Origin of the sequence: Pseudonocardia sp. HH130629-09 (assembly GCF_001294645.1) — a bacterium.
Taxonomy (GTDB): Bacteria; Actinomycetota; Actinomycetes; order Mycobacteriales; family Pseudonocardiaceae; genus Pseudonocardia.
Genome location: NZ_CP011868.1, coordinates 3,989,360 through 4,011,962, shown reverse-complemented (window position 1 = coordinate 4,011,962; position 22,603 = coordinate 3,989,360). Strand labels below are relative to the sequence as shown.

The 22,603-nt window shown below is 67.1% G+C and carries 13 protein-coding genes, 1 tRNA gene, 2 rRNA genes and 3 pseudogenes; 9 read left to right on the top strand and 10 right to left on the bottom strand.

The features are described 5' to 3' along the window. Nucleotides 1-6: 6 nt before the first annotated feature. A complete protein-coding gene (locus tag XF36_RS18440) occupies nt 7-1,527 on the bottom strand; it encodes a class I adenylate-forming enzyme family protein (RefSeq protein ID WP_060712925.1) in 1,521 nt (506 codons plus the stop codon). Between the two features lie 353 nt (nt 1,528-1,880). Then, nucleotides 1,881-2,270 carry a hypothetical protein gene (locus XF36_RS34345; protein WP_414706252.1) on the bottom strand — a complete coding sequence of 130 codons (390 nt, stop codon included), beginning with the start codon at nt 2,268-2,270 and terminating at the stop codon, nt 1,881-1,883. A gap of 397 nt (nt 2,271-2,667) precedes the next feature. Between XF36_RS34345 and XF36_RS18430 the strand changes: the two genes are divergently transcribed. From XF36_RS18430 to XF36_RS18415, 4 genes are all read left to right on the top strand, one after another. Then, nucleotides 2,668-4,011, top strand: a complete 1,344-nt coding sequence (locus XF36_RS18430; RefSeq protein WP_060712924.1) for an MFS transporter — start codon at nt 2,668-2,670, stop codon at nt 4,009-4,011. Beyond that, entirely contained in the window at nt 4,008-4,520 is a 513-nt protein-coding gene (locus XF36_RS18425) for a lipocalin-like domain-containing protein (RefSeq protein WP_060712923.1), read from the top strand. The genes XF36_RS18430 and XF36_RS18425 overlap by 4 nt, the downstream gene beginning before the upstream one ends. Before the next feature lie 110 nt (nt 4,521-4,630). Continuing rightward, nucleotides 4,631-5,779 (top strand): thiolase family protein, encoded by a 1,149-nt coding sequence (locus tag XF36_RS18420; RefSeq protein WP_060712922.1) that lies wholly within the window; start codon nt 4,631-4,633, stop codon nt 5,777-5,779. Between the two features lie 82 nt (nt 5,780-5,861). Beyond that, on the top strand, nt 5,862-6,623 hold the full coding sequence (locus XF36_RS18415; protein WP_060712921.1) for a 3-hydroxyacyl-CoA dehydrogenase: 762 nt from the start codon (nt 5,862-5,864) through the stop codon (nt 6,621-6,623). Nucleotides 6,624-7,156: 533 nt separating this feature from the next. Here XF36_RS18415 and istB read toward each other — a convergent pair. The 3 genes and pseudogenes from istB to XF36_RS18400 form a co-directional block, all read right to left on the bottom strand. Further along, nucleotides 7,157-8,008: an IS21-like element helper ATPase IstB gene (gene istB / locus XF36_RS18410; protein WP_060713594.1), complete on the bottom strand. Its 852-nt coding sequence runs from the start codon at nt 8,006-8,008 to the stop codon at nt 7,157-7,159. Beyond that, a pseudogene (gene istA / locus XF36_RS18405) lies at nt 8,005-9,264 on the bottom strand (IS21 family transposase). The gene istB and the pseudogene istA overlap by 4 nt, the downstream one beginning before the upstream one ends. A gap of 252 nt (nt 9,265-9,516) precedes the next feature. Beyond that, complete coding sequence (locus tag XF36_RS18400; protein WP_060712920.1) at nt 9,517-10,773, bottom strand: IS256 family transposase; 1,257 nt, start codon at nt 10,771-10,773, stop codon at nt 9,517-9,519. Between the two features lie 367 nt (nt 10,774-11,140). Between XF36_RS18400 and XF36_RS18395 the strand changes: the two are divergent. Continuing rightward, a pseudogene (locus XF36_RS18395) lies at nt 11,141-11,620 on the top strand (DDE-type integrase/transposase/recombinase); the annotation flags it as partial. 85 nt (nt 11,621-11,705) lie between these two features. Here XF36_RS18395 and XF36_RS18390 read toward each other — a convergent pair. Beyond that, complete coding sequence (locus XF36_RS18390) at nt 11,706-12,551, bottom strand: IS3 family transposase (protein ID WP_145981415.1); 846 nt, start codon at nt 12,549-12,551, stop codon at nt 11,706-11,708. Nucleotides 12,552-12,617: 66 nt separating this feature from the next. Here XF36_RS18390 and XF36_RS18385 point away from each other — a divergent pair, with 66 nt between their 5' ends. After that, complete coding sequence (locus tag XF36_RS18385; protein WP_060710806.1) at nt 12,618-13,769, top strand: IS30 family transposase; 1,152 nt, start codon at nt 12,618-12,620, stop codon at nt 13,767-13,769. Between the two features lie 14 nt (nt 13,770-13,783). On the opposite strand, the pseudogene XF36_RS35725 reads toward XF36_RS18385, so the two are convergent. From XF36_RS35725 to XF36_RS18375, 3 genes and pseudogenes are all read right to left on the bottom strand, one after another. After that, nucleotides 13,784-14,065: pseudogene (locus tag XF36_RS35725) on the bottom strand (transposase); the annotation flags it as partial. A gap of 59 nt (nt 14,066-14,124) precedes the next feature. Next, nucleotides 14,125-15,069 carry a hypothetical protein gene (locus XF36_RS18380; protein ID WP_060712918.1) on the bottom strand — a complete coding sequence of 315 codons (945 nt, stop codon included), beginning with the start codon at nt 15,067-15,069 and terminating at the stop codon, nt 14,125-14,127. A gap of 79 nt (nt 15,070-15,148) precedes the next feature. Next, nucleotides 15,149-15,225 (bottom strand) — tRNA-Arg (locus XF36_RS18375). A gap of 192 nt (nt 15,226-15,417) precedes the next feature. On the opposite strand from XF36_RS18375, the gene XF36_RS18370 reads away from it, so the two are divergent. Then, the gene (locus XF36_RS18370) at nt 15,418-16,221 is read left to right on the top strand and encodes a PP2C family protein-serine/threonine phosphatase (protein WP_060712917.1); all 804 of its coding nucleotides are present in this window, start codon (nt 15,418-15,420) and stop codon (nt 16,219-16,221) included. Nucleotides 16,222-16,224: 3 nt separating this feature from the next. On the opposite strand, the gene XF36_RS32575 is transcribed toward XF36_RS18370, so the two are convergent. Further along, on the bottom strand, nt 16,225-16,665 hold the full coding sequence (locus tag XF36_RS32575; RefSeq protein ID WP_168169539.1) for a methyltransferase domain-containing protein: 441 nt from the start codon (nt 16,663-16,665) through the stop codon (nt 16,225-16,227). 915 nt (nt 16,666-17,580) lie between these two features. Between XF36_RS32575 and XF36_RS18360 the strand changes: the two genes are divergently transcribed. Next, a 16S ribosomal RNA gene (locus XF36_RS18360) occupies nt 17,581-19,100 on the top strand. Nucleotides 19,101-19,439: 339 nt separating this feature from the next. Then, nucleotides 19,440-22,529: ribosomal RNA gene (locus tag XF36_RS18355) — 23S ribosomal RNA — on the top strand. The 16S and 23S rRNA genes sit together here, the layout of an rRNA operon. Nucleotides 22,530-22,603 lie beyond the last annotated feature (74 nt).

Here is a 22,603-nt window from a genome sequence, read left to right as displayed (position 1 = left end):
GGGTGGTCAGGCCGGTGCCGCGTCGCGCAGGGAGACCGCTTCGGGCGGGACCTCCCGGAACCTCTCGCGCAGCGCGGCCTTGGTCAGCTTCCCGGAGAAGGTCCGCGGCAGCGGATCCGGCGAGGCGACGGCGTGCCGCGGCTGCTTGAACCGCGCGAGCCGGGACCCGGCGGCGGCGGCGAGCTCCGCGACGACGGCGGACGCGTCGCGCTCGGAGTGGAAGACGACCATCGGCACCTCGCCCCACACCTCGTCGGGGACCCCGATGACGGCGAGGTCGCCCACCCCCGGGACGGCCGCGAGCACCTTCTCGATCTCGGCCGGGTAGACGTTGATGCCACCGGAGATCACCAGGTCCTTGCTCCGGTCCACGATGGACAGGAACCCCTCGTCGCCCGTCCGGCCGAGGTCCCCGGTGTGCAGCCACCCGTCGACGACGGTCTCCGCGGTCGCCTCCGGTCTGCGCCAGTACTCGCGCATCACGTGCGGGCCGCGGACGAGCACCTCGCCGACCTCACCGACGGCCGCGTCGACCCGGATCTCGGTGCCGACCAGCGCCCGGCCGCAGGACTCGGGACGGTGCAGCGCATCGTGCCAGGGCAGGCTCGTGACCAGGCCGGACGCCTCGGTCAGGCCGTAGACCTGGTTGAGCGGGACGCCGCGGTCGCGGTAGGCGCGCAGGGTCTCGGTCGCGACCGGGGCGCCGCCGGCGGCGGCGTAGGTGAAGGCCGCGAGCCCGGCGTCGGCGAAGCCGGGGTGTGCGGCCATCCGCTGCCAGATCACCGGGACGAACGTCGCCGCGGTGACCCGCTCGCGCACCATGATCTCCAGGCTGCGCTCCGGGTCGAAGTCGGCGAGCAGCACCATGGTCGCGCCCGGGTAGATCACGAGCTGGACGAACACCGACACGACGGAGCCGGTGTAGACCAGCGGGGCGGGCACCAGGACGCGGTCCCGCCAGGACAGCCCGTAGGCGATCATCTGGGCCTGGGCGGGCGCGAGCACGCTGCGGTGGGTCAGCAGCGCGCCCTTCTGCGCGCCGGTGGTGCCGGAGGTGTAGCAGAGGAAGGCGCCGTCGTCGTCGGCGATGCCGGCCGACGGTGCCGGGCCGGGCGTGCCGAGCAGCGTGTCGTACCCGGGGACGGCGGTCGAGCCCAGCGAGACGACGTCGTGGCGTCCGTCGCCGTCTGCGACCAGGGAGAGCAGCGACTCCTCGGTGACGACCAGGGAGCAGTCCGCGTCGGTCAGCAGTTCGGCGAGCTCGCCGGACAGCAGCCGGAAGTTCAGCGGGACGCAGATCGCGCCGAGCTTGAGCACCGCCACCATGGTCCGGGCGAGCTCGGGGCGGTTGTGCATGAGCACCGCGACCCGGTCGCCCCGGGTGATCCCGCGGGCGGCGAGACCGCGGGCGAGGTCGTCGGTCGCGGCGTCGAACGCGCTCCAGGACTCGGCGGCGCCCTCGAAGGCGATCGCGTCGTGGTCGGGCCGGGTACGGGCCCAGAATCGGACGAGGTCGGGGAGGTTCATCGGCTGCTCCGGTGGTGGGACGTCGAGTCGGGACGGACGCGGTGCTCACGGGCCCGTCGCCGAGCGCGCCGGTGCGATCGTGGTCCTACATGTCCAGAATGACACGTGAGACAAAAAACGTCGAGAGTCTCAACAGAGCGAGTCCGCGAGCCCGGCCTGCCTCGGCCCGAAGGGTGCGCGAATGGTCCGGAACGGCGCTGCGAACGATTTCCGAACGGTGATCGGAAGGCGACGGAATGCGTCCGCGCGGCGATCTCGGCCGTCGGCCCTGCGATGTGCCGACGCGAATCAGGAATGGAGTCCAGCTATCCTACCGAAAGTACCTTACGGCGATAGGTAAAGGGTGTCAAGGGTCACTCCCGGGTGGCTCCGGCGTCCGGCGTGCCGGGTGTCACGGCCGTCTCCGGGCGCAGGGTGTCGATGCCGCGCAGGAACGTCCGGACGGACTCGGCCCAGAGGGCCTCGGGGTCGAGCGCGTTGTCGCCGATCGCCCGGACCAGGGCCGGGTGCTGCTGAGGGTCCGCGTGCGGGAAGACTCGGTCCTGTCCGCTCGGCGCCTTCATCGCGTCCGTCAGTGCGGCGCCGAGGGTGAGGCGGTCCAGGCCGTCGAGGACGAGGACGTGCAGGTGGAGCGGGATGCCAACCTCCTCCAGGAAGGTCGCCGACGTCTCGTAGACCGGCGTGAAGACCTCGCGAGGCATGAACTCCAGCAGGATCGGCGCAGCGTGGGCGTGGCGCAGGATCGTCCGGCGGAAGTGCAGGCTCAGGGCGACGAAGTACTCGATCCAGTCGTCCGTGTCCCGGGCGACCGGCTGCGGCGTCTCGCGGATGATCGACCGGGCGACGGCCTCGAGGATCGACGCCTTGTCCGGGAAGTGGTGGTAGAGCGACGGGCCTGGACGCCCATCTCGCGGGCGAGCCGCGTGAGGCTGAACGCGTCCAGCCCGTCGGAGTCGATGATCGCGAGTGCTGCCGCGACGATGATTCTCCGGCTCAGTATCGGGCGGTCGGATCGTGGCATGGAGGAATCATGCCGGACCGTCGGGGAAATGGTTGACCGGTTCTCACCTAATTGCATAAGGTTCGGCCTCCTCGCGCGCCCGTTCCCGGCCGACGCGACCCAGCACACGGAGGACGTCGATGTCCAGATCCGCCACACGCAGCACCGGTTTCCGGGCCGTCGTGTCCACCTGCCTCGCGGTGACCGTCCTCGACGGGGTCGACCTGCTCATGTTCGGAGCGGTCCTCCCGGTCCTGCTGCAGGACCAGGTGTGGGGCATGACGACGGTCGAGGCCGGTCTGATCGGCAGCGTCTCGCTGTTCGGCATGATGATCGGGGCGATGCTGGCGGGGTACCTGACCGACATCGTGGGCCGGCGGCCCATCGTGCTCGGCTGCGTCGCGAGCTTCAGCGTGTTCACCGGGTTGTGCGCGCTCGCCCCGAGCCTGGAGGTCTTCGCGATCCTGCGCTTCCTCGCGGGGCTCGGGTTCGGTGGCGCGCTGCCGACCGTCATCGCGCTGACCATGGAGTACGTGCGGATCGAGCGGCGTCAGTTCTACAACGGCGTAGTCCAGACGGGGTTCCCGATCGGCGGCGCGCTCGTCTCGGTCCTCGCCATCGTCGTCATCCCCGTCTTCGGGTGGCAGTCCCTGTTCGCCGCGGCGGGCCTGGTGGGGATCGTGCTGTTCGCCGTCGCCTACCGGAACCTGCCCGAGTCGATGGCGTTCCTCGTCGCCCGCGGCCGTGCCGACGAGGCCGCGGAGCTCGCCCGCCGGTACGAGGTCGGGGTCGCCGCCGAGTCCGGCCTGGCCGTCCGGCAGGGCTCCACCGCCGGGGACGGGCGGCGCTCGGCGTTCCGCCTGCTGTCCGCCCCGGGGTTCCGCGTGGCCGCCGTGCTGTTCCCGCTGATCAGCTTCTTCGGGCTGCTCGTCTCCTACGGCATGAACACCTGGATCCCGCAGATCCTCCGCACGACCGGCTACGACCTCGGCTCGGCGCTGTCGTTCATGCTGGCGTTCAACCTCGGCAGTGCCGTCGGCATGGTCGTCCTGACCGGGCTCGCCGACCGGTTCGGCTCGCGCCGGGTCATCTCCACCGGGTTCCTGGCCGGCGCGGCGGCCGTCGCGGCCCTGACCCTGGGGCCCGCCCAGGGGGTCGTGTTCGGTCTCGTGCTGCTGATCGGGTTCTGCGCGTCGTCCCAGTCCGCGGTGTACGGCTTCGCCGGCGTCTACTACCCGGCTGCCGCGCGCGGCACGGTCCTCGGGCTGTGCACCGGGCTCGGCCGGCTGGGCGGGGTCGCCGGGCCGATCATGGTCGGCATCGTCATCGCGGCCCCGGCCGGTGCGACCGGCGTGTTCTGGGCGTTCACGGCGGTCGGTCTGGTCGCCGCGGTGCTCGTCGCACTGGTCCCACGGACCGGGCTCACCGACCGGCCCCGCCCGGTCGTGGACGACGGCCCCGCGGACCGCCAGGTCCCGGCGTGACCGGGGGCGGCCCGCGGTCGCCGTGGGAGCGCCTGCTCGGGACCTGGGACCTCGTGTCGTTCGTCCGGCTCGTCGACGGCGACCCGGTCGGTGACGTCCTCGGGCCCGACCCGGTCGGCCGGCTGACCTACCAGCCGGACGGGCGCGTCACCGCCCTGCTCGCGCGTCGCGACCGTCCGTGGCGGTCCGGTGAGACGTTCCTGTCCGCCGGCGACGAGGCCCGCGGGGCCGCCGCCCGTGAGTTCGTCGCCTACTCGGGCCGGTTCGAGGTCGTGGACGACCGCGTCGTGCACCACGTGGACATCTCGCTGTACCCGGAGCACCCGGGGACCGACCTGGTGCGGACCGTCTCCTGGCGCGACGGGCTGCTCGAGCTGCGCACGCCGTCGCGCGACACCCGGTCCGGGCGCTCGATGTGCGACCGCCTCACCTGGCGCCCGGAGTCCGGGGCCTGCCGTCCGCCGTCGGTGACGAGCGCAACGGCGACACAGGGCCCGGAAGGCTGGTGAAACAGATGACGGATCCTGTAGCACTGATGCATCAACTCCGGACCGCGTCGTCGCGGCACTGACCGCGGACCGCCCCGGATGCCAACGACGTCGATCCCTGGAGGTCAATCGTGCGGGACGCAGTAATCGTCGAAGCGGTGCGTAGCCCGGTCGGCAAGCGCAAGGGTGGTCTGGCCGGGGTGCACCCGACCGATCTGTCGGCCCACGTGCTGCGGAGCGTGGCGGAGCGGTCGGGGGTCGACCCGGGCGAGATCGAGGACGTGATCTGGGGCTGCGTGTCGCAGTCCGGTGAGCAGACCCTGGACATCGCCCGCAACGCGGCGCTGGCGGCGGGGTTCCCGGAGTCGGTGACGGGTGTGACCGTCGACCGGCAGTGCGGGTCGAGCCAGCAGTCGGTGCACTTCGCCGCGGCCGGCCTGATCGCAGGCCAGTACGACGTCGTCGTCGCCGGTGGTGTCGAGTCGATGACCCGGGTGCCGATGTTCTCGTCGAGCCAGGGCGAGGACCCGCTCGGTGCGGACTTCGCGGCGCGGTACGGCACCGCCCCGAACCAGGGTGTGGGCGCGGAGATGATCGCCGAGAAGTGGGGCTTCTCGCGGCAGCAGCTCGACGAGTTCGCGCTGCGGTCGCACGCGCGTGCCGCCGAGGCGCAGGACGCGGGCCGGTTCGACGCGCAGATCGCCCCGCTGGCCGGGGTGGAGGCCGACGAGGGTGTGCGGCGTGGCGGGACGCTGGAGGGCCTCGCGCAGCTGAAGACGGTGTTCAAGGAGGCCGACCAGGGCGGGGTGATCCATGCGGGGAACTCGTCGCAGATCTCCGACGGGTCGTCGGCGTTGCTGATGACGACCTCGGAGAAGGCGGCGGAGCTGGGGTTGCGGCCGGTGGCGCGGGTGCACACCGCGGTGCTGGCGGGTGCGGATCCGGTGATCATGTTGACGGCGCCGATCCCGGCGACGGAGAAGGCGCTGGCGAAGTCGGGTCTGGGTCTGTCGGACATCGGGGCGTTCGAGGTGAACGAGGCGTTCGCGCCGGTGCCGCTGGCGTGGCTGGCCGACATCGGTGGGGACGACGCGGGTGTGGCGCAGCGGTTGAACCCGAACGGTGGGGCGATCGCGCTGGGGCACCCGCTGGGTGGCTCGGGTGCACGGATCATGACGACGCTGGTGCACCACATGCGGGACAACGGCATCCGTTACGGCCTGCAGACCATGTGCGAGGGCGGCGGGCAAGCGAACGCCACCATCCTCGAACTCCTCTGACACACCTCTGATCCCGGTGCGCCGCCGCCGCACGCGTGCCGGCGGCGCACCGACCCCACAGCTCCCCGGAAGGACTGGATTCATGGGCATCACCGGCTCCGTCGCCGTCGTCACCGGCGGCGCCTCCGGCCTCGGCCTGGCCACCACCGAGAAGCTCCTCGAGCAGGGCGCGAAGGTGGTGATCATCGACCTGCCTTGGTCGCAGGGTGCGGCCGTCGCCGACAAGCTGGGCGAGAACGTGCGCTTCGCCCCCACCGACGTCACCGACGAGGCGCAGGTGCGGGCCGCCCTGGACCTGGCCGAGGAGCTCGGCACCGTCCGGGTCGCGGTCAACTGCGCGGGCATCGGCAACGCGGAGAAGACCTTCGGCAGGAAGGGGCCCTTCCCGCTGGACGGGTTCACGAAGGTGATCAACGTGAACCTGATCGGCACGTTCAACATGATCCGGCTGGCGGCCGAGCGGATCGCGAAGGCCGAGCCGGCCGACGGCGACCGCGGCGTGGTGATCAACACGGCGTCGGTGGCGGCGTTCGAGGGGCAGATCGGGCAGGCGGCGTACTCGGCGTCGAAGGGCGGCATCGTCGGGATGACGCTGCCGATCGCGCGTGACCTGGCGGACCTGGGGATCCGGGTGTGCACGATCGCGCCGGGGCTGTTCGAGACCCCGCTGCTCGGAAGCCTGCCCGAGGACGTGAAGGCGTCGCTGGGCAAGCAGGTGCCGCACCCGTCGCGGCTGGGGCAGCCCGCGGAGTACGCGACGCTGGCCGCGCACATCGTCGAGAACCCGATGCTCAACGGCGAGACGATCCGCCTCGACGGCGCGATCCGGATGCAGCCGCGCTAGCGAGCCCGGCGCAAGGACGAGGCGTCCGATGCGGCGCACACCGCACGAGTCCGACCACGAGGAACTCCGGACGTGTATGCGGGTGGCTGCAGCACGTTGCACGCTGCGTGATTCGGGCAGTAGTGGTCTTGCTCGTCACGCACCTCCGAACACGGCGAGATCGATCGGGTGCTCCAGGCGCCGGCGGAGCCGCTCTGCTGGCTCAGTAGGCGCCCGCGGGGCCGCACCGACGTCATCGCCGCCTTGCTGCGTAGCCAGCGGCGCCTCTGGTCCTCGCTGCTGGTGAAGCCGGACCATCCCCGTTCGTGGAGGCCGATCCGCCCGCAGGCCAAGATGATGTTGCCGGTGTTCGGTCGGGGTGGTGTCGTGCACGGTCGGCGAAGGGCAGGGAGCTTGTCGAGAGAAGGGGGATCGTCGGTCGCGGCGGCTGGCTGGGCGCATATCGATCACGATGCCTCCTGATGTCAACGGCGGGTTGGGAGTGACCCCGTAGCGACGGATTGGAACTGACCCCCGGCGTGGTGTGGTGATGGTCAGTCGTTGCTGGCGCGGTTGTGTTTGGCCAGGAGCTCGCGTCGGGCGCGGGTGCGGTAGGAGTCCCCGGACAGGGTCAGGACTTCGGCGTGGTGGACGAGGCGGTCGATCATGGCTGCGGCGACGACGTCGTCGGAGAAGGTCTCGCCCCAGCGGCCGAAGGGCAGATTGCTGGTGACCATGACGCTGCCTTGTTCATAGCGGGAAGCGATGAGCTGGAAGAACAGGTTCGCTGCGTCCTGGTCGAACGGGATGTAGCCGACCTCGTCGATGATGATCAGTTTGTAGCGGCGGATCTTCTTCAGCTCGGCCTCGAGCCGGCCGCTCTGGTGCGCGGCGGCGAGTCTGGTGATCCAGTTGCTGGCGGTGTCGAACAGGACCGAGTAGCCGGCGTGGGCGGCTTTGACGCCGAGCCCGATCGCGAGGTGGGTCTTCCCGATCCCGGGCGGGCCGAGCAGGATCACGTTCTCGCACTTGGCGACGAACGTGCTCGTGGCCAGGTGGGCCAGGATGTCGCGGCGCAGCGAGGGCAGATGGTCGAGGTTGAAGTCCTCCAAGGTCTTGACCTGGGGGAAGTGCGCGGTGCGGATCCGCATGACCGTGCCCTTGGACTCGCGGTCGGCGACCTGGCGCTGCAGCAGCGCGCCCAGATACTCCTCGTGCGACCAGTTCTCCTCACGGGCCTGGGCGGCAAGCTGTTCCCAGCTGGCCGCGATGGTCGGGGTCTTCAGGACCCGGGTCAGGTAGGCGATCATCGCCGGCAGTCCGTCGGGGACCGCGGCCAGCACCGGACCGGCCGGCCCCGAGCTCCCAGCGGGGTCGGTGGTGATCTTCGGTGGTGTGGTTGTCATGAGCTGCTCGCTTCCTCGGCAGTGGAGACGAAGTCGACACCGAACAGGGCGTCGTAGTCGGGCAGTGCGCGCAGGGTCACCGGGTGGCCGTCGAGGTGACGGCGTGCTGCGGCCTGTCGGGTGTTGCGGTCGTGGGCCAGGGCGCGGCGCATCGCCGCGGCGGTGTGCTGGTGCGCCGGGTCGGTGATCACCGCGTGGCGGGCCCAGCTGCGGTCGTGACGGGCGACGACCTGGCCGGCGCAGTAGACGACGACCTCGCGCGGTGAGGCGGCGACATCGACGAACCGGCCGATCATCTGCGGATCCACGGAGTAGTCGTTGGCATCGACGCGGACGTAGTAGTCCCGTGCCAGCCGGATCCGCTGGGCCAGCCCGATCGGCGGGTCCAGCGGCGGCAGCGGAGTCATCGCCGCGTAGTCGTGGGCGAGCACGTCCACCGGGCGGCCGCCGATCGCTCGGACGGTGCGGGTGTTGGCCCGGGCCAGCCAGTCGTCGATCTGGTGGTTGAAGTCGGCTGGGGAGGCGAAGCGACGTCCGGGCAGGAACGAGGTCTCGAAGTAGCCGTTGTTGCGTTCGACCAGCCCCTTGAACTCCGGATCCCGCGGTGGGGCAAGCCGGATCCGGGTGGCCAGAGTGCCGGCGAACGCAGCGGCCGGTGCCGAGACCCGCCCGGTCCCGCCGATCGCAGACTCCCGGTCCCAGACCAGCGTGCGGGTCACCCGCCCGACGTCGCTGATCAGCTGCCACATCCCGGACAGGATGTCCCCGGCCTGGCGCGAGGGGATCATCGTCGCGGACAAGAACCGCGAGTAGCCCAGCGTCATCACCAGCACCGGTAGGACCCGTTCCTAGCCTGGGCCGACGGGGATCGTGGTCTCGGGGAACCACAGGTCGCACTGGGTGATCTCGCCCGGTGCGTAGGCGACCCGGTCGACCGGGTCGATCCCGACATACTCGGGGCGGATCTGGCGGATCCGGTCCTTGAGCACGGTCAGCGAGTGCTCCCACCCGATCCGCTCTGCGATCACCGTGGCCGGCATGCGTGGGAACTGCGCCAGCAATGCCCGCACCTGCGGCTCGACCGCATCCGCCAGCGATCCCCGCGGGCCCCGTTCCCGCTTCGGCGGGCCCGGCGCCCGCAACGCGGAGCGCACCGTGTTGCGGGCCACCCCCAGCCGGCGGGCGATCTCCTTGATCGGGACACCCTCGGCCCGATGCAGACGACGGATCTCGGCCCAGTCCTCCACCGACAACACCCCCTCAGCGTCGTGCAGAGGGGGTCAATCCCAAGCCGACGCTAGGGGGTCAGTCTGAGCCCGTCGTCGACACCTGACGCCTGGTTCGTGACCGAACGGTGCAATCCAGGTGAACAATGCGGCCGGTCAGCGACGGCGCCGCCCGCGCTGCGTCGCGACCACGCTGCCTCGGCAACCGTGAGTGCGGGCATCAGCTGAGGTCAAGTCCGCTGGCGTGGTGTGTGACGACGACCGCGTGATCTTCTTGTTCGGTCAGGCGCTGAGCGCCGGGATGGTGGTGGTCGAGGTCGCCTCCTCAGCGCTGGTGGCGGTGTCGGGGATCGTGGTGACGCGGGAGCGGGCGAGGACGTCGAGGCCGAGGTAGCGGCGTCCTTCGGCCCATTCGTCGTGTTGCTCGGCCAGGACCGCGCCGACGAGGCGGATCAGGGAGTCGCGGTCGGGGAAGATCCCGACGACGTCGGTGCGGCGCCGGATCTCACGGTTCAGGCGCTCGGAGGGGTTGTTCGACCAGATCTGGCGCCACAGTTCTTTCGGGAAGCCGGTGAAGGCCAGGACGTCGGCTCGGGCGGCGTCGAGGTGCTCGGCGACCTTCGGGAGCTTGTCGGCCAAGGCGTCGAGGACCCGGTCGAACTGGGCGTGCACCGATGCGGCGTCGGGCTGGTCATAGACCGAGTGCAGCAACGCCCGCACCCACGGCCAGGACTGCTTCGGGGTCGCAGCCATCAGGTTCGCCGCGTAGTGCGTCCTGCACCTCTGCCAGGCGGCGCCGGGCAGGGTCGCCCCGATCGCGGACACCAAGCCGGCGTGGGCGTCGCTGGTGACCAGCGCGACGCCGGTCAGATCGCGGGCGGTGAGGTCGCGGAAGAACCCCAGCCAGCCGGCGCCGTCCTCGGCGGAGCTGACCTGCAGGCCGAGGATCTCCCGGTGTCCGTCGCCGTTGACCCCGGTGGCGAGCAGGGCGTGGACTGCCACGACCCGGCCGCCCTCGCGGACTTTGAGCACGAGCGCGTCGGCGGCGACGAAGGTGTAGGGGCCCTGGTCGAGCGGACGCGTCCGGAACTGCTCGACTTGGCCGTCGAGGTCCCGGGCCATCTCTGAGACCTGCGACTTCGACAACCTCGTGATGCCCAGGGAGTCGACGAGTTTCTCCATCCGCCGCGTCGAGACCCCGAGCAGGTAGCAGGTCGCGACCACCGTGGTCAGGGCCCGCTCCGCCCGGCGACGACGCTCCAGCAACCAGTCGGGGAAGTAGGAGCCGTTGCGCAGCTTGGGGATCGCCACGTCGATCGTGCCAGCGCGGGTGTCGAAGTCGCGGTGGCGGTAGCCGTTGCGGGTGTTCGTGCGAGCCTCGGAACGCTCGCCCCAGGCCGCGCCGCACACCGAGTCGGCGTCGGCGGACATCAGGGTGTTGATGAACGTGGTCAACATGTGGCACAGCAGATCCGGGCTCGCCTGGGACAGCTGCTCGTGCAGGAACTCGGTGGGGTCGATACTGGAGGGTGCGGTCATCGCGTGATCCATCTTCTGTGGGCTGTGAGAGGCGTTCAGAAGATCACGCGGTGGCCGCCCTACAGCTCGACCAGCTCGTCACCGGGCCGGTCGCACACCACCTTGGTGGACGCCACTCAGGGTTGTCGTCGAACGACCCTGGCAGTCAAGGGGTCAGGGGTTCGAATCCCCTCAGCTCCACCCTACGAAACAGGCGGTATCACCTACTGGTGGTGCCGCCTTTTTCGCGTTTGACCTGCGGTTCTGTCGAAGCTCTTGATCATAGGATGATCGTCTTATCTGATCATGGTTGTGTCTACTTTGGTCTCATCGTGTAGCAATCGTGGAGCACGCTGCTCCACGATGCGAAATGGGGTCAGGCTCCCGGTCCACTCCCGGACTGCCCAGGGGAACCGACTACAAGCCGCGCACCGGCAGAGCGTTCGTCCACACCGTCATCGACGACCACTCCCGCGTCGCCTACGCCGAGATCCACAGCGACGAGAAAGCCGACACCGCCACCGGTGTGCTACGCCGGGCCGTGGACTGGTTGAACGCCCGCGGCGTGACCGTCGAACGGGTCCTGTCCGACAACGGCAGCTGCTACCGATCACACGCCTGGCGTGACACCTGCAGCGAACTGGGCATCACCCACAAGCGAACCCGGCCCTACCGGACTCAGACCAACGGCAAGATCGAACGTTTCCACCGCACCCTCGCCGACGGGTGGGCATACGCCCGCTTCCACCCCTGCGAAACGGCTCGGCGAGACGCGCTCCCCGGCTGGCTGCACTTCTACAATCACCACCGGCCCCACAGCGCAACCAACGGCCTACCGCCGATCAGTCGCCTGACCAACCTGCCTGGACATCGGGACTGTTTCAAGATCGGTGTTTTCGGCCCGACACGCCGGGCTGAGGTGTCAAGTCCCGGGTTCGATAGAGGCTCGGTTCTCACGCTCCGGCGGGTTGCCGGGCGGGTTCTGTGACGGCGTGCAGGGCCTCGTGCTCAACGGGCGGGATCAGGCCGAGCTCGCCGTGTAGGCGGCGGTGGTTGTACCAGTCGATGTACTCGGCGACGGCCAGCTCGAGGTCGTCGGTGCCTCGCCACGGGCCCCGGTTGCGGACGAGTTCAGCCTTGAACAGCGAGTTGAACGCCTCCGCCATCGCATTATCGTAGGAATCGCCGACCGACCCGACTGAAGCCACAGCGTCGACTTCGGCGAGTCGCTCGCCGTACCGCACGGCGACATATTGGACTCCGCGATCCGAATGGTGTATCAACTCGGAGAGGTCCGCGCCCGCCCGTTGCCGGGTCCAGATCCCCATGTTGAGCGCGTCCAGCGCGAGATCGGTGTACAGGTTACGAGAGAGCTGCCAGCCCACGATCCGTCGGGAGAACACGTCCATCACGAAAGCCGCGTACACCCATCCAGAGAACGTGCGGATGTAGGTGATGTCAGCGACCCACAGGCGGTCCTGGGCGGGTGCGGTGAAGTCCCGTTCGACCAGGTCCGGGCGCCTGTCCGCGCCCTTGGCTCGGACCGTGGTGCGCGGCACACGCAGCCGGGACACTCCACGGAGCCCGTTGCGGCGCATCAGTCGTTCCACGGTGCAGCGAGCGACCCGGCGGCCGCCTACTCCGCCTTCCCGACATAACGCCGCCCACACCTTCCGGCTGCCGTAGACGCTGAAGTTGTCGCGATGCACCCGTTCGATCTCTTTCAAAGTCTCGGCGTCGGTGAGTGCCCGCGCCGAGGGCGGTCGCTTCTTCGACGCATGGAAAGTGGACGGGGCGATCGGAACACCCTTGGACTCAACCGGTCAGCGCAACACCCGGGTAGTTGATCATGATAGGGGTGTGGGATGGCGCGACTGGGACGACCTGGGATGTCCGATGCCGACCGCGCGGATCTGTGGGTCCGGTGGGGGCGTGGGGAGTCGATCAGTGACATCGCTCGGGCGATCGGACGCCCGCCGGGGTCGGTGTTCACGGTGCTCAAGTCCACCGGTGGCTACGTGCCGCCATCACGTCGTCGCCGACCGGGGACGCTGACCGCGGCCGAGCGGGAGGAGATCTCTCGTGGTCTGGCCCAGTATCGTTCGATCCGGGCCATCGCGGCTGGGCTCGGTCGTCCGGCCTCGACGGTGAGCCGGGAGGTCGCCCGCAACAAGGGTCGGCGTGCCTACCGTGCTGTGGACGCCGAGGACCGCGCCTGGCGCCGGGCCCAGCGCCCCAAGACGTGTCTGCTCGCCCGTCGTCCGCTGCTGTGTGGGTTCGTCGCTGCCAGACTGGGTGAGGACTGGTCGCCCGAGCAGATCGCCGGGCACCTGGCCAAGCACTACGCTCCGGGATCGGGGATGCGGGTGTCACACGAGACGATCTACAAGTCGCTGTTCGTGCAGACCCGCGGTGTGCTGGCCAAAGACCTGCAGAAACACCTGCGGTCGGGCCGTCCGATCCGGCGTAACGTGCACAACACCACCGGTGGGCAGTGGCGCTCGCAGATCCCCGGCGCGGTCTCCATCCACGACCGGCCCGCCGAGGTGACTGATCGGGCGGTGCCCGGGCACTGGGAAGGTGATCTGCTGCTCGGGCGTGGCACCACCCAGATCGCGACCGTGGTCGAGCGCGCGACCCGGTTCACCGTGCTGGTCGCGCTCGGAGGGCGCGACATGCACACCGTCGCCCACCAACTGTCCCGGCAGATGGCCCGACTGCCCGAACACGTCCGCAAGTCGCTGACCTGGGACCGCGGGATGGAACTGGCCCGCCACACCATCGTCACCGCCCGGACCGGGTTGGACGTCTACTTCGCCGACCCGGCCAGCCCCTGGCAGCGTGGCACGAACGAGAACACCAACCGGCTACTACGCCAGTACTTCCCGAAGGGCACCCGGCTCGACCACATCACCCAGGCCCAACTCGACCGCGTCGCGGAACGCCTCAACACCCGACCGCGCAAAACGCTTGATTTCGACACCCCGGCTGATAGATTCGGAGCACTGTTGCGCTGACCGGTTGAGTCCAAGGAAGCCGACTTGAGAATGGCGTTCGCCCGGCGCAACTCCCGAACCTCACGTTCGAGCTCTGCGAGCCGGGTCGCGTCGTCGGTGGTCGTGCCCGGCCTGGTGCCGTTGTCGATCTCGACCTGCTTGACCCAGCCCCGCAGCGTCTCCGGGTTGATCCCCAGCTGCTCGCCGATGCGCTTGAAGATGTTCCCGCCCGCGGACGCCGGGTCGGCCTTGGCGTCCAACACGAGCCGGATCGCTCGCTCCCGCAGCTCGTCGGGGTACTTCCTCGGGGCGGCCATCGGTCGATCATCCTCCAGGCTTGATGGTCTCCATCAAACCCGGGACGAGACAGTCGGGTTCAGCTCGACACCGCCGAGGCCGGCTGCAATCTCTGCTGAACGGCGAAGATGTGCCTGGAGCCGCGCCAGGGTCTGCGGGTCCACGACGATCCTTCGTCGCTGGTGCGATTTCGTGGTCTTCTCCCAGGTCCTGGCGCCGACCTGCCCGATCGAGGTGCCGATGTCGAGGAGTCCCGTGGTGAAGTCGATCCGGTCCCAGCGCAGAGTTCGCCCCGGCGGGCACCCGTCGTCATCGCGAGCCAGACGAGCATTCCCCAGTGCGGGTCACCCCACGCTTCGTTGGCGATGGCGGCCGCCTGGCTCGCCGTCGGTGGCTGCGGATCCGGTGTCGGTCGGGGTGGCGCCTCGGCCTGACGGACCGGGTTCGTGCCGACCCAGCGCCGGCGGACGGCGCGGGTGAACGCTCCGTTCAGGACGTTGTGGATCTGCCTGATGTAGGAGCCACCGAGCGGGCGGCAGGTGTGCGGCTTGCACCGCCGGTCGCAGTCGTGGACCCCTGTCGTGTGGTGGTCGGTCCTGGCTCGTCGGTCGCAGCGGCGACGGCAGCGCCGCAGCTCGGCGAAGAAGGCGTCGAGGGTCTCGCCGTCGATGCGCCCGATCCGCAGCTCTCCGAGGACCGGGCGGATGTAGTTCCGGCACATCGACTCGTAGCCGGTCCTGGTCGATTCCTCGACCTCGACGACGCTCAGGTAGCGGTCGAGGAGCTGGTTGACCGTGGTGCTGGTCCGCGGATTCCGACGCTCGTCGACCTCGGCGAGTAGCCGGGTGCGGGCCTTCTCCGCCTCCTTGGCCGCGTTCGGCCCCGCGGGGAGCGTCTCGCGCAGGTAGTGGCGCTTCCCCGAGAGCGGGTCGACGCCCGCATAGACACGGACCCTGAACGAGCCGCTCGGGAGGACCTCGACGTCGCCACGATGCCGCTTCCGTCGCGCGGGCTGACCGGCCATGACGGGAACCGTAGAAGCAGACTCGCGCCACGTCTCGCTCCACGGAACACGGTCAGAGCGCCGTCACGACGCTCTGACCTGGTGCCCCCGGTTGGACTCGAACCAACGACCTAGAGATTAGAAGGCTCTTGCTCTATCCAGCTGAGCTACGAGGGCCGGCCGCCCCGGACCTCGTCCGGTGCGCCCCCACCGTAGCGAGGAGGGCAAGCCATCACAGCTGCGGCTCCGCCGTCACGAACCACCCGATCTGGCCCGTGCGCCGGGCTTAGCGCCATCCGACCGGTTGAAGCACACGCCGAACGGGCCTCGCCTGCGACGCTGACGGACCGTGACGTCCATACTGTCCCCATGGTGCTGGGACTGCGATCCGCGCTCGGGTCGGATGTGGGCCGTCGCCGGACGTCGAACCAGGACTCCGGAGCGACGACCGGCCGACTGCTGATCGTGGCCGACGGGATGGGCGGTCACGCCCACGGCGAGATCGCGAGTGCGACGACGGTGTCGGTGTTCACCGAGCTGGAGTCTCGACTCCCGCAGGACCTCACTGACATCGACCTCGCGGCCGAGATGATCGAAGCGCTCAACGACGCCACGGACCGGTTGGCCCGCCGCGCCGCGGACGAGCCGGAGATGCGGGGGATGGGTACGACCGTCGTCTCGCTGCTCCTCACCGGTGACCAGCTCGCGCTCGCCCACATCGGGGACTCCCGGATCTACCTGCTGCGGGACGGCGAGCTGAGCCGGCTCACCCACGACCACACGATGGTCCAGCAGCTCGTCGACCAGGGCCAGATCACCCTCGAGGAGGCGGCGCACCACCCGCGCCGCTCCGTCCTGATGCGCGCGCTGAGCACCGACCACGCGCCGGAACCGGACCTCGACCGTGTCGACATCCTCGTCGGGGACCGCTATCTCCTCTGCTCCGACGGTGTGACCGCCGTTCTCGACGACGACGTCCTGCACCGCGAGCTCGCTTCCGGCGCCGAGCCGGAGCAGGTCGTCGATGAGCTCATCAGCCTCGCCAACGAGGGCGGCGGGCCCGACAACATCACCGCGATCGTCGCCGACGTCGTGGAGGTCGACGACGCCGGCGGCCCGGGTCAGGATCTGCGGATCGCCGGGGCCGTCGCCGAGATCGCCACCGCGGACTGATCCTCAGCGCCGGGCCACCACCCGGCGCAACCGGACTGTCCGCAGCGCCGTGCGGTGCCCCGCGAGGTCCGCACGCGCCCGGTCCGGGAGATCAGGCGGGTAGACGCCGGCCGCGCACAACTCGTCGGCGCCGCCCGACGCTGCGTCCCCGTCGAGGGTGAAGTCGAGACGGTCGTCGGCGAGTACGGCGAAGTCCGCGGCGGCCGCCAGCCACTCCGGGTGCTCGACGGCCGACCTGTGCCGCCACGCACCACGGACCGCCTTCCGCAAGGCGGCCCCGTGCCAGCCGAACGACCGCGGCGCCGGCACCAGGACCGAGATGAGCCCGTGCGGAGCGAGAACCCGCCGCAGCTCCGCGAACAGACCATCGATGTCCCGCAGGTGGGGGAGCAGCATCGGGACGGCGACCCGGTCCACCGACCGGGTCCGGAGGGGAAGCGCCACGGGCGACGCCGTGATCCGGAGTGGCTCACTGTCGCCCGCATCCACCACGATCTGCCCGGCGACGACGGTCGCCCGGACCCGACCCGTCGCACCCGGGGTACGGCACCAGGCCGCGGCCGTGAGCTGCGCGCCGGCACGCAGCCGGTGCAGGACGGGTGGAAGGACGTCTCCGTCGGAGTGCACGCGCCGAGTCTCGCGTGGCGACGCACCGGGCCTACGAGGCACCACGACGAACGGCCACCCGCGGTCGACGATCGTGATCAACCGCCTGAGCCCGTCGCCCCCGGGGACGACCTCCCGCCCACCGACCGCTCGTCGCGGCCGGACGCCACGACGGACGGTCGAGAAAAATCTTGAAAACAGTTGGCGAGCAGGCAGGCGTGGGACGAACGACGGATGGAGCTGCGGTTCGAACCCCCACCGCGAGCTTTCACTTGCGCGATCGGCGCTGGTCAACCAGTATCCGAGGTGAGCTCGTCAGGGCGACCGTTCGTCGCTCGGCAGGGTCGGGCTCGACCGCGGTGCCGTGCGGCCCGGAGACGGGTTTGCGCAGGTCAGCGGCTGTTTCCGACCCCGGTTTGACGTGCTCGAATCCCATGGCGTAACTTTCTTCCTGTCAGCGAGTGAGCCGGACAGAACGGGCCCTGAGTGGTTCGGTCAACAGGCCCCGTGGACGACTGACCTTCTGGTGGCTCGCCGGGTTTCTCGGTGTGGTTGTCTTGGTGGGTCGAGGCGATCCGTCTTCAGGATCCCGCTTCCTTGTGTTGGGGGTTGGGTGGTTGCGGTGCGGGTGTCTTTTGAGAACTCAACAGTGTGTCGAGCTATATGATCGGTTTGGCGTTTTGTGCCAAGTTTTGTTTGGTTGCAGCATTCGGCTTCGTCGGGTGTTGTGGCCAGTGTTTGTTTGTCGGGGTTTTGTTGGAGAGTTTGATCCTGGCTCAGGACGAACGCTGGCGGCGTGCTTAACACATGCAAGTCGAGCGGTAAGGCCCTTTCGGGGGTACACGAGCGGCGAACGGGTGAGTAACACGTGGGTGACCTGCCCTCCACTCTGGGATAAGCCTGGGAAACTGGGTCTAATACCGGATAGGACCATTGATCGCATGGTTGGTGGTGGAAAGTTTTTTCGGTGGGGGATGGGCCCGCGGCCTATCAGCTTGTTGGTGGGGTGATGGCCTACCAAGGCGGTGACGGGTAGCCGGCCTGAGAGGGTGACCGGCCACACTGGGACTGAGACACGGCCCAGACTCCTACGGGAGGCAGCAGTGGGGAATATTGCGCAATGGGCGGAAGCCTGACGCAGCGACGCCGCGTGGGGGATGACGGCCTTCGGGTTGTAAACCTCTTTCGCCAGGGACGAAGAGTGATTGACGGTACCTGGAGAAGAAGCACCGGCCAACTACGTGCCAGCAGCCGCGGTAACACGTAGGGTGCGAGCGTTGTCCGGAATTATTGGGCGTAAAGAGCTCGTAGGCGGTGTGTCGCGTCGGCCGTGAAAACTTGGGGCTTAACTCTGAGCGTGCGGTCGATACGGGCATCACTTGAGTTCGGCAGGGGAGACTGGAATTCCTGGTGTAGCGGTGAAATGCGCAGATATCAGGAGGAACACCGGTGGCGAAGGCGGGTCTCTGGGCCGATACTGACGCTGAGGAGCGAAAGCGTGGGGAGCGAACAGGATTAGATACCCTGGTAGTCCACGCCGTAAACGTTGGGCGCTAGGTGTGGGGACCATTCCACGGTTTCTGTGCCGCAGCTAACGCATTAAGCGCCCCGCCTGGGGAGTACGGCCGCAAGGCTAAAACTCAAAGGAATTGACGGGGGCCCGCACAAGCGGCGGAGCATGTGGATTAATTCGATGCAACGCGAAGAACCTTACCTGGGTTTGACATGCACCAGACATCCCTAGAGATAGGGCTTCCCTTGTGGTTGGTGTGCAGGTGGTGCATGGCTGTCGTCAGCTCGTGTCGTGAGATGTTGGGTTAAGTCCCGCAACGAGCGCAACCCTTGTTCCATGTTGCCAGCACGTTATGGTGGGGACTCATGGGAGACTGCCGGGGTCAACTCGGAGGAAGGTGGGGATGACGTCAAGTCATCATGCCCCTTATGTCCAGGGCTTCACACATGCTACAATGGCTCATACAGAGGGCTGCGAGACCGTGAGGTGGAGCGAATCCCTTAAAGTGAGTCTCAGTTCGGATCGGGGTCTGCAACTCGACCCCGTGAAGTTGGAGTCGCTAGTAATCGCAGATCAGCAACGCTGCGGTGAATACGTTCCCGGGCCTTGTACACACCGCCCGTCACGTCACGAAAGTTGGTAACACCCGAAGCCGGCGGCCCAACCCTTGTGGAGGGAGCTGTCGAAGGTGGGACTGGCGATTGGGACGAAGTCGTAACAAGGTAGCCGTACCGGAAGGTGCGGCTGGATCACCTCCTTTCTAAGGAGTCCCATCATGTGATGGGGCACCACATGGCTTCACAGGGTTCTTGTTGTGCAAGGTGTGCTCTGTGGGTTTCTGTGGTTCCTTCATTGATTCGCATCATTAATTCCGTTCGTGGGTTGGGTGCGTTGGGTGGAACGCAGTTCGTTGGACCGGTTGTGGCTTGGCATACTGTTGGGTCCTGAGGAGACACCTGGTTCCTGTGGATCGGTGGGTCTTTTCTGGTCGCTCTGGTCGAGGGCTTCCTAACGCCTGCTTGTTGTGGGTGGTGGTTGTTTCTTGGTTGGGTGTGGTTGTGGGTTGAGTGTTGCATAGTGGATGCGAGCATCTTGTTGTGGTCAAGTTGTTAAGAGCACATGGTGGATGCCTGGGCATCAGGAGCCGATGAAGGACGTGGGAGGCCGCGATAGGCCTCGGGGAGCTGTCAACCGAGCTGTGATCCGAGGGTGTCCGAATGGGGAAACCCAGCGCCCGTCATGGGGTGTTACCCGTACCTGAATTCATAGGGTGCGTGGAGGGAACGTGGGGAAGTGAAACATCTCAGTACCCACAGGAAGAGAAAACAATAGTGATTCCGTGAGTAGTGGCGAGCGAAAGCGGAAGAGGCTAAACCGTGTCCGTGTCAAGCCGGCAGGCGTTGCGGGTGCGGGGTTGTGAGGCGTGTCGTTCATCTTCTGCCGAGGATGGGGCAACGAGAACCGGTGTTAGCGGAACGATTCTGGGATGGTCGGCCGTAGTGGGTGATAGCCCCGTACGCGAAAATGTTTGGTTCTGTTGTGGGCATTGTTCTCGAGTAGCAGCGAGCCCGTGGAATTCGCTGTGAATCTGGCGGGACCACCCGTCAAGCCTAAATACTACCTGGTGACCGATAGCGGACAAGTACCGTGAGGGAAAGGTGAAAAGTACCCCGGGAGGGGAGTGAAATAGTACCTGAAACCGTGTGCTTACAAGCCGTCAGAGCCTTTCGGGGTGATGGCGTGCCTTTTGAAGAATGAGCCTGCGAGTTATGCTTCGTGGCGAGGTTAACCTGTGTGGGGTAGCCGTAGCGAAAGCGAGTCCGAATAGGGCGGTTGAGTCGCGGGGTGTAGACCCGAAGCGGAGTGATCTACCCATGGCCAGGGTGAAGCGTCGGTAAGACGTCGTGGAGGCCCGAACCCACCAGGGTTGAAAACCTGGGGGATGAGCTGTGGGTAGGGGTGAAAGGCCAATCAAACTTCGTGATAGCTGGTTCTCCCCGAAATGCATTTAGGTGCAGCGTCGTGTGTTTCTCGCCGGAGGTAGAGCACTGGATGGCCTAGGGGGCCGACAAGCTTACCGAAGTCAGCCAAACTCCGAATGCGGGTGAGTGAGAGCGCGGCAGTGAGACTGCGGGGGATAAGCTTCGTGGTCGAGAGGGAAACAGCCCAGATCACCGGCTAAGGCCCCTAAGCGTGCGCTAAGTGGGAAAGGATGTGGGATCGCCCGGACAACCAGGAGGTTGGCTTAGAAGCAGCCACCCTTGAAAGAGTGCGTAATAGCTCACTGGTCAAGTGGTCCTGCGCCGACAATGTAGCGGGGCTCAAGCGCACCGCCGAAGCCGTGGCAATGACATCTTTGGTGTTGTTGGGTAGGGGAGCGTCCTGCGTCTGGTGAAGCCCGGGAGTGATTTACGGGTGGAGGGTGTGGGAGTGAGAATGCAGGCATGAGTAGCGAATGCAGAGTGAGAATCTCTGCCGCCGGATGACCAAGGGTTCCTGGGCCAGGTTGTTCCGCCCAGGGTGAGCCGGGACCTAAGGCGAGGCCGTCAGGCGTAGTCGATGGACAACGGGTTGATATTCCCGTGCTCGTGATAGTGCGTCCATGCCGAGGCTGGTGATGCTAACCATCCGAACCCACCTTCGTTCCTTCGGGAGTGTTGTTTGTGGGGGAGCGTGGGATCCGATCTGGTAGTAGGCAAGTGATGGGGTGACGCAGGAGGGTAGCTCCGCCACGCGGTGGTTGTCGTGGTGTAAGCCTGTAGCCTGATCTCCTAGGTAAATCCGGGGGGTTGTGAAGGGTGAGAGGTGATGCGTAGCCGATTGAGGCGAAGAGGGTGATCCCATGCTGTCGAGAAAAGCCTCTAGCGAGTGCTGTTGCGGCCCGTACCCCAAACCGACACAGGTGGTCAGGTAGAAAATACCGAGGCGATCGAGCGAACTGTGGTTAAGGAATTCGGCAAAATACCTCCGTAACTTCGGGAGAAGGAGGGCCGGTTGTCTTGATGCCCCGTGCGGGCTAGGGATGGCCGGTCGCAGAGACCAGGCCCAAGCGACTGTTTACTAAAAACACAGGTCCGTGCGAAGTCGCAAGACGATGTATACGGACTGACGCCTGCCCGGTGCTGGAACGTTAAGAGGACCTGTTAGTCCCTTTCGGGGGGCGAAGCGGAGAATTTAAGCGCCAGTAAACGGCGGTGGTAACTATAACCATCCTAAGGTAGCGAAATTCCTTGTCGGGTAAGTTCCGACCTGCACGAATGGCGTAACGACTTGGGCGCTGTCTCGACCACAGACTCGGCGAAATTGCACTACGAGTAAAGATGCTCGTTACGCGCGGCAGGACGGAAAGACCCCGGGACCTTTACTATAGCTTGGTATTGGTGCTCGGTTCGGCTTGTGTAGGATAGGTGGGAGACTGTGAAGCTATCACGCCAGTGGTGGTGGAGTCGTTGTTGAAATACCACTCTGGTCGAATTGGGTGTCTTAACCTCGGGCCATGATCTGGTTCAGGGACAGTGCCTGGTGGGTAGTTTAACTGGGGCGGTTGCCTCCCAAAGAGTAACGGAGGCGCCCAAAGGTTCCCTCAGCCTGGTTGGCAATCAGGTGTTGAGTGTAAGTGCACAAGGGAGCTTGACTGTGAGACTGACGGGTCGAGCAGGGACGAAAGTCGGGACTAGTGATCCGGCACCACCTTGTGGAAGGGGTGTCGCTCAACGGCTAAAAGGTACCCCGGGGATAACAGGCTGATCTTGCCCAAGAGTCCATATCGACGGCATGGTTTGGCACCTCGATGTCGGCTCGTCGCATCCTGGGGCTGGAGTAGGTCCCAAGGGTTGGGCTGTTCGCCCATTAAAGCGGTACGCGAGCTGGGTTTAGAACGTCGTGAGACAGTTCGGTCCCTATCCGCCGCGCGCGTTGGAGACTTGAGGAAGGCTGTCCCTAGTACGAGAGGACCGGGACGGACGAACCTCTGGTGTGCCAGTTGTCCCGCCAGGGGCACGGCTGGTTGGCTATGTTCGGGAGGGATAACCGCTGAAGGCATCTAAGCGGGAAGCCTGTTCCAAGATGAGGTCTCCCACCACCTTTGAGTGGGTAAGGCTCCCAGGAGATGACTGGGTTGATAGGCCGGAGATGGAAGCCCTGTGAGGGGTGGAGTTGACCGGTACTAATAGGCCGAGGGCTTGCCACAACGAGTTGTTCGCATCCACTGTGTGACCCTGAGCCCATAACCCCTGTGCGGGTTGTGTGTTCGTAGGTCCCCCT

Coding starts and splice junctions, on each gene's coding strand:
- XF36_RS18440 (WP_060712925.1), bottom strand. CDS start 1,527: ATGAACCTCCCCGACCTCGTCCGATTCTGGGCCCGTACCCGGCCCGAC.
- XF36_RS18430 (WP_060712924.1), top strand. CDS start 2,668: ATGTCCAGATCCGCCACACGCAGCACCGGTTTCCGGGCCGTCGTGTCC.
- XF36_RS18415 (WP_060712921.1), top strand. CDS start 5,862: ATGGGCATCACCGGCTCCGTCGCCGTCGTCACCGGCGGCGCCTCCGGC.
- istB (WP_060713594.1), bottom strand. CDS start 8,008: ATGACAACCACACCACCGAAGATCACCACCGACCCCGCTGGGAGCTCG.
- XF36_RS18400 (WP_060712920.1), bottom strand. CDS start 10,773: ATGACCGCACCCTCCAGTATCGACCCCACCGAGTTCCTGCACGAGCAG.
- XF36_RS18385 (WP_060710806.1), top strand. CDS start 12,618: ATGGCGCGACTGGGACGACCTGGGATGTCCGATGCCGACCGCGCGGAT.
- XF36_RS18380 (WP_060712918.1), bottom strand. CDS start 15,069: ATGGCCGGTCAGCCCGCGCGACGGAAGCGGCATCGTGGCGACGTCGAG.
- XF36_RS18370 (WP_060712917.1), top strand. CDS start 15,418: ATGGTGCTGGGACTGCGATCCGCGCTCGGGTCGGATGTGGGCCGTCGC.